Origin of the sequence: Paenibacillus amylolyticus, from assembly GCF_036894225.1 — a bacterium.
In the GTDB taxonomy this organism is placed as follows: Bacteria; Bacillota; Bacilli; order Paenibacillales; family Paenibacillaceae; genus Paenibacillus; species Paenibacillus amylolyticus.
Genome location: NZ_CP145892.1, coordinates 4135140 through 4148645 on the forward strand (window position 1 = coordinate 4135140; position 13506 = coordinate 4148645).

General features: G+C 43.3%; 13 protein-coding genes. 3 read left to right on the forward strand and 10 right to left on the reverse strand.

Going from position 1 to position 13506, the window contains the following annotated elements:
• Positions 1-67: 67 nt before the first annotated feature.
• The 3 genes from V6668_RS18255 to V6668_RS18265 form a co-directional block, all read right to left on the reverse strand.
• Positions 68-664, reverse strand: coding sequence for a cupin domain-containing protein (locus tag V6668_RS18255; RefSeq protein WP_076250084.1), 597 nt, complete (start codon positions 662-664; stop codon positions 68-70).
• A gap of 138 nt (positions 665-802) precedes the next feature.
• A complete protein-coding gene (locus tag V6668_RS18260; RefSeq protein WP_338706369.1) occupies positions 803-1759 on the reverse strand; it encodes an aldo/keto reductase in 957 nt (318 codons plus the stop codon).
• A 135-nt stretch (positions 1760-1894) separates the two neighbouring features.
• The gene (locus V6668_RS18265) at positions 1895-2701 is read right to left on the reverse strand and encodes a helix-turn-helix transcriptional regulator (protein ID WP_338706371.1); all 807 of its coding nucleotides are present in this window, start codon (positions 2699-2701) and stop codon (positions 1895-1897) included.
• A 161-nt stretch (positions 2702-2862) separates the two neighbouring features.
• Here V6668_RS18265 and V6668_RS18270 point away from each other — a divergent pair, with 161 nt between their 5' ends.
• A complete protein-coding gene (locus tag V6668_RS18270) occupies positions 2863-4401 on the forward strand; it encodes a hypothetical protein (protein ID WP_338706373.1) in 1539 nt (512 codons plus the stop codon).
• A gap of 120 nt (positions 4402-4521) precedes the next feature.
• Here V6668_RS18270 and V6668_RS18275 read toward each other — a convergent pair whose 3' ends face one another.
• Positions 4522-6084 carry an FAD-dependent monooxygenase gene (locus V6668_RS18275; protein ID WP_338706375.1) on the reverse strand — a complete coding sequence of 521 codons (1563 nt, stop codon included), beginning with the start codon at positions 6082-6084 and terminating at the stop codon, positions 4522-4524.
• 125 nt (positions 6085-6209) lie between these two features.
• On the opposite strand from V6668_RS18275, the gene V6668_RS18280 reads away from it, so the two are divergent.
• On the forward strand, positions 6210-6848 hold the full coding sequence (locus tag V6668_RS18280) for a TetR/AcrR family transcriptional regulator (RefSeq protein ID WP_338706376.1): 639 nt from the start codon (positions 6210-6212) through the stop codon (positions 6846-6848).
• A gap of 181 nt (positions 6849-7029) precedes the next feature.
• Here V6668_RS18280 and V6668_RS18285 read toward each other — a convergent pair whose 3' ends face one another.
• The 6 genes from V6668_RS18285 to V6668_RS18310 form a co-directional block, all read right to left on the reverse strand.
• Positions 7030-8382: a glucoamylase family protein gene (locus V6668_RS18285; protein ID WP_338706378.1), complete on the reverse strand. Its 1353-nt coding sequence runs from the start codon at positions 8380-8382 to the stop codon at positions 7030-7032.
• 291 nt (positions 8383-8673) lie between these two features.
• Positions 8674-9165, reverse strand: coding sequence for a hypothetical protein (locus V6668_RS18290; RefSeq protein ID WP_338706380.1), 492 nt, complete (start codon positions 9163-9165; stop codon positions 8674-8676).
• Positions 9166-9257: 92 nt separating this feature from the next.
• Complete coding sequence (locus V6668_RS18295; protein ID WP_338706381.1) at positions 9258-9635, reverse strand: hypothetical protein; 378 nt, start codon at positions 9633-9635, stop codon at positions 9258-9260.
• A gap of 18 nt (positions 9636-9653) precedes the next feature.
• The gene (locus V6668_RS18300; RefSeq protein ID WP_338706382.1) at positions 9654-10343 is read right to left on the reverse strand and encodes a hypothetical protein; all 690 of its coding nucleotides are present in this window, start codon (positions 10341-10343) and stop codon (positions 9654-9656) included.
• 53 nt (positions 10344-10396) lie between these two features.
• Positions 10397-11704, reverse strand: a complete 1308-nt coding sequence (locus tag V6668_RS18305; protein ID WP_338706383.1) for an SPFH domain-containing protein — start codon at positions 11702-11704, stop codon at positions 10397-10399.
• Between the two features lie 283 nt (positions 11705-11987).
• Positions 11988-12257 carry a DUF6809 family protein gene (locus V6668_RS18310; protein ID WP_338706384.1) on the reverse strand — a complete coding sequence of 90 codons (270 nt, stop codon included), beginning with the start codon at positions 12255-12257 and terminating at the stop codon, positions 11988-11990.
• 253 nt (positions 12258-12510) lie between these two features.
• On the opposite strand from V6668_RS18310, the gene V6668_RS18315 reads away from it, so the two are divergent.
• Positions 12511-13491, forward strand: a complete 981-nt coding sequence (locus tag V6668_RS18315; protein ID WP_338706385.1) for a serine hydrolase — start codon at positions 12511-12513, stop codon at positions 13489-13491.
• Positions 13492-13506: the final 15 nt, after the last annotated feature.

A 13506-nucleotide genomic window follows, 5' to 3' on the forward strand; every position in this document is an offset into this window, starting at 1 on the left:
AAAAACCTGCAACTGTTATTCTCCAGTTACAGGCTGTGTACTTTGATAATGAATAAGGAATCTTGACTTAAGATTTCAGCTTATTGGATGGTGACACGGACGTCTTGGAAGGTGAGGTCGATTGATCAGAAACCTGCGTATCACACCCTATTGGAGGGCCAAGAATCGCATCATTTTTAATGGAAGCAACAGCTCTCGTATATGCCTCTTCATCCAAACAGTACGCGCGGTGAGCCACCTCCGGCGGTGTAGCTGCCAAGAAATCCGCTCCAAACACAATATCAGGCGTTGGTTGATCAAAGATTGTTAAGACATATACATCATCTGTCTCAGCGACAAACCAGTGAAACCAGCCTTTCGGAAATACAACAACCTGACCTGGTTTCAGACGATATGTCAATCGTTCACGCGTAAACGGATTAAAGACTGACGCTGTAATTTCACCGGTGATGACCACAACCATCTCCGTGACATTGGTGTGCCAGTGTGGCTGCACAATGATTCCTTTGCTTAAGTACACGTTGAAGAACCCATTTGCAATGGTCGGCAGCTGTTCTCCAAACAACTGGGTTACATAGTTGCGTGAATCCCTCTGATAATTGACAACCGCATTGGAATCGGCTGCCAGCGGAACATTCGGGGCTTGTAAAATCGGATTCATCATACGATCATTTCTCCTCCTTGGGCATACATCTCATTGTTGTACTGTATGCCGGAGAATAGAAAGATAATACCGTTGACACATGTTATATATTGTTTTTAATCCTGAACTTTAGGTTTCTTAGAATCTTGTATAAACAAACTAGACTTTACCAGGGAATCTGCCTCCGGCTGCAATGCCTTGGGGAGATATGTGATCTATCTGGTTCATCTCATCATCCGTAAGCGAAACCTGTAGCGCCCCTAAGTTCTCGTGAACTCTTTCCAGGTTGCGAGTCCCCGGGATCGGAACGATATGTTCTCCCTTTCCAAGTAACCAGGCCAGAGCAAGTTGAGAGACCGTGCATCCTTTTTGCTTAGCCATCTCTTGGATCAATCCAACAACCTCCAGATTTTTCTGAAAGTTCTCACCTTGGAAACGCGGATAGTGACGACGATAATCATCTTCCGGGAGATCGTCTATAGAACGGATCTGACCTGTCAGGAAACCACGTCCCAATGGGCTGTATGGAACCAAGCCTATGTTCAATTCATGCAGGACAGGCATAATCTCATCCTCAAGCTCTCGACTCCATAATGAATATTCGGTCTGCAACGCTGTAATTGGATGAACAGCATGTGCACGTCGAATGATCTCTACTGGCGCTTCGGACAAACCAATATATCGAATCTTCCCCTGTTGAACCAGATCGGCAAGTGTGCCTACAGTCTCTTCAATGGGTGTATTCGGATCAGGACGATGTTGATAATACAGATCGATATAATCCATTCCCAGGTTGTAGAGACTCGCATCTACTGATTTTTTGATGTAGGCTGGATCTCCCTTTGGGCCCTGCGTGTGTGTTATACCAAATTTGGTGGCAACGATTGCCTTGGATCTTCGACCTTGAAGCGCGCGTCCAAGCAATTTTTCATTCCCTCCAAATCGCTGTTTTTCATACGCTCCGTACAGATCCGCCGTATCAAACATGGTAACTCCTGCATCCAGCGCACCCTGAATGGTATGTACCGATTCGTCATTATCCGGCATCATCATCACACCCAGGCCGAGCGCAGATATTCGTAATTTATCATTTCCCAGTGTTCTTGTTTTGAGCATGTGGCTCCCTCTTTTCATCTTGAAATAGAAACGTTAACTAGATACGTACGAACTTGAGTTCATTCTATTTCACTTCCGAGACCTCAACCACACTCTGTTTATGCTAGTAAAGAAATTACCAGTTTGATTAACTTTCTATATGGCAACAGGAACGTAAATACAACAATGAATGCCTGATTGGCTGTTCAGATTATTCATGGAAAAGATATCGTATGCATGCACAACGCCATCTGCCCGATCCGTCGTTTCAAGCAGGACACGATTGACTTGTTTGAATTCAACTTGGTGCAAGTTCCAGATCGTTCGGAAGTCTACACTTTCTTCACTCAATTGTTTCACGATTCTGCTAAATTCGGGGTCACTCGGATACTTGTCATAATACGTACGGAATACGGCTACCGAGTGCCGCGCGAACTCCTCCCAGTTGTGCATACGCTCCCTGAGCGCTGTATCCAGAAATAAAATCCGCATCATTAAACGCTCATTCACATTCATCGACGAGAAGTTGAAGAGGTTCGTATCTGCAGCTTCATTCCAGGCAAGTACCTCAGAGCGTTCATTGGTAATAAAGGAAGGATGAGTCAACTGGCCAATAATGCTCTGCCACCCTGGCTCCAGTTGTGAATACGAAGCAAGGAATTCATGTTCCGTATTAGGGTCCCATAAGTCAAACAGATGACTCTTCTCTTCAAGGTTTAAACGGAGCGCATCCGCTATACTCTGCATCACTTCTCGTGAAGCCGCCAACTCTCTACCCTGTTCGAGCCACGTGTAATACGTTGCACTGACACCAGCCAATACTGCCACTTCTTCCCGCCGTAGACCGGGTGTTCTTCGCTGTCCATGAGATCCTGACAATCCAACTTGTTCCGGTTGAATGCGGCTTCTCCGTGATTTCAAAAACTCACCCAGTTTTTTGTTGCGGCTCATACTTGTATCCATAGACATCGTTCCTTTTTATAAAAGTATTCAAGCCTATTCGACTCTATCCAAAATGGTAGTCTCTGAATGACTTTGATATAATTCATCTATTATTAGTTCTACAGAATACTTGGTTTACAAGTAGCTTAGCATCGATTGATGCAGAACGAAAGGAGCATAACATGATCCCCAATGTTGGAGATGTGTACTGCGTGTACGTCGAAAAATTACAACAATATACAGCCTGCCAGGTAACTGGACTGAAAGAAACAGAGGGTAAAACTTCTGACACGCTTGCCTCCGTCCTTCAGTTGGATTGGACTGGTGATCAACTGCCTAATGAAATGCATCTTCATCAGATGAAACCGCTGATCTGTAATTTCTATTTCTGGAATGACCGACTTGCCCATAGTTTCGTGAGTGCTAATGTTCCTTCACAGTATGTGCTTGCAGGCAACATCCCTCCTCTCTACACCGAGGAAACAAATACGTATGGCGGAGGCTGGCCGATCGGAGAAAGTCTCTATCTCCAGCGTGAATGGGAAGGTATCGATTCGATCCGAAGAGCGCAGTTCAAACAAGCTGCGGATGATGACGAAGAAGTGATGATTGGCGATCGTGTAATGCGGCGCAGTACGAGTACACTCCGCGATTTCAGCCCTACATCTTCTGAAGATGTAGCCGAACTCGCAAAGCTACCTTGTCTGACACATATTGAAATGGATGGATATACGGAATCAATCTTTCCATCTATAGAGGACAACCCGTTCATTAATGAACTTCATATCATACATCATGGTCAAACGATGCTCAATATCAGCAAGAGCCACCTGACCAGACTTATTGTGGATGTCAGTGGGTTGAAGGAGTTGATTTTGAACACAAAGATGAAAAGTCTGAATTTCACAGGAGAGTTGTCTCCTGATCTGCGTATCGCGGCTTATGAAGACGGTAAATGCATCACTCTCAATGTTCCATCGGGCATGCCACAGGTTACGGGTATCTCACGACTTGAAGGTCTGTATATCAGAGATATCACGGAACTCCATCTGGAGCCACTTGTGCAGTATTATCCTGAGCTTTCAGAGTTACGATTGTGGGGTAAACCCGGCAATGTATCCCATATAGAATCGATTCAGCATTTGGCAAATTTGCAGACCTTCACTACATATGACCTGTTCGGCTTCAATGGTGAAGAATTCCCTGATCCAGAGCAAATTCCAAAATTGGCTACGCTGTGGCTAACCAGCCTGCCTGCCGATGCAGCCAGATCGATCAAAACAAGATATAAAAAATCCGTTGCTGCCGGACTTGATATGGAAATCACCAAAGCACGCAAACCGGAATGGCTTGAAGAGAACCTGAACAATCCATTTCGGGATTGGGATGGACGGGACCACATCAAGGCGGCACACGCCAAAAAAGCAGCTCAATTGTACAAGCAGTGCTTGAAGGAAATCCGGCAATTAAGTCAAGATTTGAACAATCAGGAAGCTATACACAAACAGCTCGTCTCCATGGTTGAGAACTACACACAGGCCTTCAACAAGATGGATGCCAAGACCGGCTTTATTGAAACTGTTGAGCGGGAAGAGATTTATGTTGTTCTAACGGAGTTGCTGGAGCAATTACAGCAGCATTTGGAACTGCGTCAAGATGATTTGGTTAAGGTCAATCACGAGGATTTATATGAGGTATTTGATCGTTTGAGGGATTTTTAGTTTACTCAAAAAGGGTCCTGTTATGAAAATGGCAAGACCCTTTTTTGCATGAATAGAATTTCTTGCACTCTATTTTCAATAAGACGATGTGACTCGGGCAGAACCTTGGGTCGCTCGATCCTATGATAAGCCATACAAATTCAAGTAATTCAGGATCGATGCGGTATCATCAATGGAGGTGCGCAAGGCGATGTAACCGTCAGGACGAATCAATACAAGTTCTTTACTTGCGACATCGTAAATTCGATAAGCATTCCCGGCAGTGTCTATTATGCCTTCCGCCTCCTCCACCTTCGCTGGAAAGATATAATGCAAATGGAGTGCATCGTTGGTGAAGTTCTTCAGAGAAGGATCGATGTAGTTTGCAAAAGCCAAAAGCGTCCAGTGTGGGCCGCGCAAGAGGTCAAAGACACTTCCTGCAAACCCGGTGCCTTGTAGTCCAGTAGCATTAGCAGCACGATCTCCAGGAAGTAAGCGGGTAGCATTTGTTCGAGCAGACGGACGGGTAAGCGAACTTGAACGATAGGAAATGAGAAGCCCGCTCGTCAGATCGTCGGATATGGTGCTCAAGGATTGGGACAACCCTCCGCCTTCAGTCGCCGTTCCTATGACGCCTCCCATCTTCTTAGTGCTGTCTTTGAGCACGGCCTGAGCCACTGGGCGGCGCTCCTCATCGTAGGTGTCGAGTAAGGCGGTGTCTGCTCCGTGTATGACAGCCGCCAGCTTCCAGCCGAGGTTGTATGCGTCCTGTATTCCCGTATTCATGCCTTGACCACCGGCCGGCGAATGAACATGAGCAGCATCACCGGCAAGAAAGACCCGGTTGTTTCGGTAACATTCAACCATACGAACGTTGACCCGGTAGATGGACAACCAAGAAGCATCCGTAAGCCGAACACGTCCGGACCCGGCGCGACGGTCAAACATGGCTTGATACACCTCTAGCGACGGTTGCTCTGGTTCATCAATGTCTGCCGGAATTGTAGCCTGCAGTTGCCAAATATCGGATTTTGGCAGCGGGGTCACCCCGATCATCCCCTCCGAAGAAGTCCAGATATGGATATGGTCACGATCTAACCCTTCCAATCGTACATCGCCAAGATACCATCGCTCATGATCATGTGTTTCCCCAACCAACGGTAAGTGTATAAATTTGCGGATATTGCTTTTGCCCCCGTCAGCGCCGACTACATAACTTGCACGAATTTGCTCTTCTCCTTGTGCTGTATTCACCGTTACCGATACACCATCCACATCCTGAACAAGCCCTACAGCTTCCATGCCCAACTCAACTTGACCGCCAAGCATTGCATATCGGTCGCGCAACGCTTTTTCCACATCAAATTGAGCAATCCAGACCGGATCACGATAGGGTGTCTCAAGTTCGGCGCTGGCTGCAACGGTAATAGTCGGCTTGTTCACACTTCTGCCATCTGCGGTATAATAACGAACAGGTAAGTCCACAACACCTGTATCAACAATGTAGTGAACGGCTTCCAAATCATCTACGACTTCAAGCGAGCGAGGCTGGATTCCTTTGGCGCGAGATGCAACGTTATACACGGTGCTTCGTTCAATAATACGATGGTTGACGTTTCGACGGGCAAGGTCGCAGGCAAGTGTAAGCCCTGTGGTTCCGGCCCCGACAATGAAAACATCAACAACAGACGGTATGGTATTCATGAATAAAAACCTCCTTGATCATTGATTTGATACGCTACATTTGTTACACTACACCGTACAGTGTAGTTTGTAAAGCAGGACCTAATCCATTTCTGAAATACACATATAAGGGGGAAAACGTAAGAATGGATCATACGCAAAACAAGAAAATCCGCAAAGGCTCTTCAGACAAACGAGCTAAAATTATTGCGGCGGCACGAGATCTGTTTCTTTCGGAAGGGTTTGATCGTTCCAGTGTCGATGCGGTCGCAACTAAAGCGGGAGTTTCCAAACGGACAGTTTATGATTATTATGGCGACAAACAGAATCTACTGCTTGCCGTTGTGGAAGAATCCAGTTCGGCGGTTCTGGTCATGATTGAGCAAGGGATATCAGACCACCTCTTGAAATTCGAAGATCTTGAGCAGGCGCTCATCTTATTTTGTGAGCAAATCGTAGCTTCTGCAAACGGTTCGGCAGATTACAAGGCTTTGATCCGTCTGGTTATGGTGGAAGCTGCCAACCTGCCAAACTCGTTTTTTGAAAGGCTCGATAACGCAACTGAAGAGGGGATTATCAGAAGGTTTACAGCGTTTGGACAAAACGGACTGCTCGATGTGATTGATCCTAAAATGGCTGCAAAGCACTTCGCTGCATTAACGTTTTTATTGGTATTTAATCAACCGGGAAAAATCGGGACATTAGATGAGGAACAAAATAAACATATCATCACTGAAGGCGTACGCGTCTTTCTTTGCGCTTATGCCCCACAACGTAAGTCTTAAAATCGCCATTGTAAATGCCTTTTTTTCCGGATAAATTCCATAATCTAATCCATCTGCGACTTCATTATCAGTGGTAAACGCAAAAACGGAACGAAGCATGCTGATACCCTGCTTCGTTCCGCCCATCTTTTAATCTTCGTCCCATTTCGTTAGTGAACTTGCTCTAATCTAAAGCAACCCTTCATTGAATGGAAAACACTTCTTTTTTCAATAATTCTTCTGGCGTCTGCCCTATCACATCACTGTGAAAATAATCGCGGATAACGCCATCTTGAAGATAGTTGGCGATCGACACCATAATCATCCCTTGATCCAGTGCCAGATAAGCTTTTGCAAGTTCTCCCGTTTCAACATTGACTGAGTCATAGAACCCATATTTGCCAAACATTTTGAAGTTCTTTAAAGCTTTAATGTTCTTTCGAACTGCTTCAGGGGCATAATCCAGAGCAAGGAATGTTGCGTGTGCTGTTACCGTTGCTCCATCTTTGTAACCTGAGGTACCTAACGGTGTTGCTGCAAACTCACTGTAACCTGTCGGAGTGGCAGAAGGTGAGAAGCCCCATGCGGCATACCCTTTTTCTTTGGCATATTCGATTTGCAATTCGACATGACGCTGGTTGTTCAATCCCAAAGCTTGAGTACCCAGATCTTTTTCCTTTATGACCATACCGGGCATAAGGGCTTCAAACATACTACCTCCCCAGCTTGGCACGAACTTTTTATCCTTGTATACATAACTTCCTTCAAACACATCCACTCCATCGTACTTAACGGATTTGCCTTGAGGAATCTGAGCTTGCCAATCCCATTCTTGAGGTAATGTGCGATACATCTTCCACCAATGATCTTGAGGAACATCACCTTTCCCAATAGCAATATAGCTGCCTACACGTGGTTCCGTATAAAACATCCCATAATGGTGGTCCGTCAGCGCGCCTTTAGCCACATCATAACCTCCGCGGAATTGGCCGACTTCAGGATCATATAGCGGAGTATAATTCATATTTGTAACCAACTTGCTTGTTTCCCCATGAAGTTCTTCATAGGCTTGCCCAACAACAATTAAACCAGCGGATAACCAGCCATTATCGACTTGGGAAATAAATTGGCCCCAATCTTTCTTCACCGAACCGTCATCCGTGTTATACCAGTTATAAAATAGGCCGTTCCACTTTTCTAACTTTTCGAGGGAATTTATAGTCGTTTGCAGGCGATGTACAGCTTCTTTCTTAGAAAGAATACCCAATTGTTGCGCTGAAACGGTACTCATCATATACATTGCGATGTTTGTGGGCGAGGTACGTTTAGCTTCTTCTATCCCGTTTTCAGTGTGCCGTACTTCATCGTAAGTCAAGCCAGTATTCTGATCCGTATAGTCCTCAAAAAACGTATAGGTCTTATATGCAATCGCTTTCAATTCTGCTCGAAATCCAATTAAATTGCTTGAGTCACCTGCTGAAGCCATAGGAGTTAAAGCTAGATTAGCTAACAGACAAAAAGTTAAAATGAAGCTGAATTGTTTTACTTTTTTCATGATTTTCTCCCTTCAAATGGATTCGAAACGTTTCGTGTATATGTTATCATAATTTTCCCATTTCCGTAAACAAGAAAATAGAACGCTTACAAACACTGAATATAATGTGGCTTAATTATAAGTGTGAAATTCGAAACGTTTCATTAAAGGGACTACATTAAGGCAACTCACGTGGAATTATATGACGATTTGATCGTTTAAGGGTCTTTTAGAGATTCTAAATTGTGGAGATTAAAAGCCCGACTCCATAGGAATCAGGCTTAACCCTTCACGTATCCATTCTGAACCATTCTAATTTGCTACAACTGTTGTTCCGCAATACTCGCAGTCCGTTGATTGCTTAGGAAGCACTTTTGCCTTCGCCCCACACCCCGGGCAACTCACTGAAACAGGCCTTTGTGGCTCTTCAACTTTTTCATCGGCTTTCTCTTCAGTGTTTTCCTTATCTGAAAAATTGATCTCTGTATAGTTAATTGTATTATGACTACTGTAACTCACGGTGTTGCTATTGTAACTTGAATAAGTACGTGGATTCGGAGTTTCGCGATCAAGATGACCTCCATAGTCTCCTCCATAAAAATTTCGTTCAGGGCCACGCTTTTTCTTAACACGTTTTTTCCTAAGCAATTTAATACCAAAAAACAAAAATAAAAATTCAACGATAATAATTTCAACTACAAGAACTATATTCAATTGATCTACGAAATTCTCTTCCATAAGTAATCGTATGGGTATAGCAATGGCATAAAACATAAAAAAGAGTCCAAATAACTTCCTTAACAACACGATTCCTCCCAGAAACAACACTCTATACCTAGCGGTATACACTACAGGTATCTGTAAAAGCTGTTAAAGTGTATTTATGTTAGCTACAACTACGAAATCCTCATTGTCGTTCCGCAATACTCACAATCCGCAGACAAAGCAGGATATACCTTTACCTTGGCTCCACACCCTGAACAATTCACGGATACAGATTCTTGAGGTTCATCTTCTCTATCTTCATATTTCTCATTATGCTGATCTTCGTAATATTGATTATCATTAGAATTGTGATGGTATTGATCAGTGTTAGAACGAGATTTAGGTCGACCACACATTTTAATGCCCGTAACAAGTACGATAACCCCAGGGATAAAAAGAATTATCGTACTGATAATGGCTGTTTCTGTTCCCTCGGATATTAATATTAAAGATAACAAGATCGTCAGAGACGAAAGGATAATGAATATAATTCCAAAAAATCTTTTCACCGCGTTTCCTCCTGCAATTTATGATTTGCTTGTCATGATCTGTTGATTGCGCTCTTTCAAACGGAACTTTAACTGGGATAGTTGCGAAGCAAAACGTTCACTATTTACCAATTCCCCTGCTTCGTACTGATTTGCAAGCTCACTGTTCATCAATTCAATGTCCAGCAAGATCTGGCGGTCATTTTTCTCAAGGAAATCCGGAGTGATTGGGTCACTATACTTTACAAGTTCAATTAATGATTGAACGGTTTTGCGCTCCTCTTCCACAGTTAGGACGGGATGTTGCACCATGGTATGAAGCAATTGCTGTAAGGCTTTTTCGATTAATTGTAAGTTTGCGATTTTTGTATGTTCATCTGTTTCATGACGGCGCGCACTTTGAATATAGATCATAATGATTCCGCACAAAATAATTGCGATCGCAATCGTTAACGTGTGTAACAATACGAACCAGCGAAGCGCATGATCTGCTGAACCTGTTAACAACGTGTAGATCATCACACAAATCAGATAAATACCCAATACTACACCTAAAGCTGTGTAACCTGGAACAAACCGTTTATACCGATCCATATTTTGCATGATGAACCGCGCGTAGATCCAAATAGCCGTAATCGCTACATAAGAAGCAACGAGATTCATCCAAAAAGAAAACGATAAAAGCGCTTGATTAAACACCGTAAAAGAAACGATTGACGATACTAACATGCATATTAAATAGACGACATCCAAAATCAAGAGATTACTCCGTTTTACCATCACTATGCCTGTCCTCCTTCTTGCAGATTGTTTCCGCAATCGAGACAGAACTTCTGGCCGGGTTTTACTTCATGTTGGCAACGACTGCATTTCAAGCTTAAACCTGTGCCACAGTTGCCACAGAATTTTGTATGACCGGAATTCATATGGTTACAATTTGGGCATGGGCTAGGCATCGGTTGATGACATTGGATACATTCCAATGCGTTCTCCGCATTATCCGCCCCACATGAAGGACATGCATGGTATTTGTCACCACAGTTAGGACAGAATTTGGTTCCCTTTGGCAAGGCATGTCCACAATTGTTGCAATCTGTTGTTGCTACCGATTTTTCGGCTAATGAATTGCCACATTTGCTGCAAAAAGCGCTGTTCTCCTGATTCGGATGATGACACTGCTTACATATACTTACTGCAGGCGTTTCCTTCGTAGACATCACTTTAGACATCTGGGACATCTCGCCACTGAAAGAACCACCCAGACCAACCCCCATGCCCATACCAAGCCCTGCGCCCATGATGTCTGACTGCATGCTTCCTTCATTCTTCGCTGCACCTTCAAGCGTATCAAACGAACGTTCTTGCTGATATGTGTACCCAATAATATCCATCTCAGCTTTGCGTGCCAACGCTTCTCTTAATCGAATGACTGAAGGGTCTTCTTCAGGCAGATTAACATTGTGAATATACAGGTTGATTAACTCAATACCAAATTCTTCAAAAGTAGAAGCTACCGTATCTGCAAAATGTCGTGATATCTCGGCGATATATGCATTGATCTCCAAAACACTTACTTTTCTATGTATTAGATATGATGACAACATGGAGTTAATATTCATGATAATCAACCCACGGAAGTAATTAATCATATTAGCTTGGTTAAACTCAGGCAGCGTTCCCACAAGCTTGACCAAAAATTTTCGTGAATCCGAAATTTTAATTCCCATTTGTCCAAATGTTCTTACGGGAACAATAATATTATACTTGGGATCCTGGATCTGAATCGGATTCGCCGTTCCCCACTTAACATCCAATGCGCTTACTTGATTGACATACCATACTTCTGCTGCAAAAGGTGACTTCCCTCCGAACGGAAGGTTAACGAGACGGTTCAAGATTGGGATATTTGCAGTACTCAACGTATGCCTTCCGGGTCCAAACATATCAAGTGCTCTTCCATCCTTGAAAAGAATTGCTTGTTGAGATTGATTCACAATTAACTGAGTCCATGTTCCCAGTTCAGTCTCGGGATGTTTCCAAGCAAACACATCAGGTGAGCCATCATACTTAATTACGTCAATAATCGCCATGTTTAATTCCTCAATTCAGTATTAGATTACTATAATTTACTATAAAGTTTTTTTGCTAAAACACTGATTCTACACTATTTCCTATATTTAATTATCTTTCATCTACTTGTTCCATGTTTAGGCATTGATATTTTACCATTTCTAACCTTAATACGCACTAACATAGTTCATTTATCATATGATATTTTTCCTATATTGGCATATTCATATTAGTAAAAACCTCTTCCATATGTTCATAGGAAAGAGGTTAACTATATAACTACAAGTTGTGAAAACCAGAATATTAGCTTGAGTATCCACTCTCGATCATAATCAACGTCCCAATTTTGAAACCACTCGCAAAAGCCTCTTTTGAATGTATAGAGTGAACTTGATCCATCATATCAAACAATACCTCGAGTTGTTTAAAGTCATCCTCCGAAAGCTTTCTCTGAAATTTTTCGATAGAAGCTGTAATCTCCTTATGAATAGAACGATACTCCGAATCTTTAGGAACAATATTCTCCTCTGGTCTCAGGTTACCGTAATATAATTCTTCTATTATATTTCCCACATCACAGACCCCTTTCTCTTATACATGTCTGGTACTCTTCTCATGACAATTATATAAGATTGACAGACAATGCTGGGAATTTATGCAATATTCGCATATGATTCTTATAGCTTTCATAGGTTATAGCATTTTGCATGCTTGCTTTGACATAATAATGTAGCGCTTGTTGAGCCCTACCTCGTGAGTATGCTAAGATAATGGACACCTATTTCTACAAAATCCTATAACAAATCAACCGTACAGAAAGGACACTATGAATCCTTCATCACTGTCACCCAAATTACAACAGATCGTTCCGCAACTGGATCTGCGAAGCTGCCTCGTCAGCGTACGCGGTGAGATTATGTACGAACACTACCGCAACCAAGAGGCTGCGACCGATATTGCAAAAATCAATTCATGTACCAAGAGTGTGCTGTCTGCGCTCATCTGTATAGCGATGGATAAAGGCTTGTTGCCAGAGGCATCAACCCCAATCTCCACCTTTTTTCCACAGTTGACATCCGATCCTGATACGCGTAAACCTTCGATCACACTGGAACAACTGCTTACCATGACAGCCGGATTCAACTGGGACGAGTTCGGCGGGCAGAATTCATTCCCTCGCATGACCCGCACCGATCATTGGGTGGATTTTGCATTGGAACAACGCTTAAGCCATGTACCCGGTACATATATGGAGTACAACTCCGGAGTATCACAGATCCTATCCGCTATCCTGATGCAAAATGCAGGTATGAACGTAGCAGAGTTCGCAGAGCGTTATCTTTTTAGCCCGCTCGGAATTACGGATTACGAATGGGAAAGTGATCCTCAAGGTGTACATACCGGCGGATTCGGTCTTAAAATGTTACCCGTAGATCTGTTGAAATTTGGTCAGCTGTTTCTACAACAAGGGATGTGGGAGGGTGAGCCTCTCATTTCAAGTGATCTCATATCCCGTTCGACGCAACCTTTCATTACAGTCACTCCACCGAATCACGGCAGTTATGCTTGGCATTGGTGGGTGGATGTCTATCCGAACGGAAGGTCTGACTCCGAAAATATTGCTGCTGAAGACGACCAACCCAATCTCCATTATTATTACGCGCGAGGATTTGGTGGTCAGTATGTATATATTGTCCCAGAGCTCGAACTTGTTACGGTGTTAACCAATGACAAACGAAAGAAAGAGAAACCTCCGCTGGATGTTTTCCCTCGATTAATTGCCCCTGAGCTATGGAAAATGTTATAAACGCAGGCAGTCCTT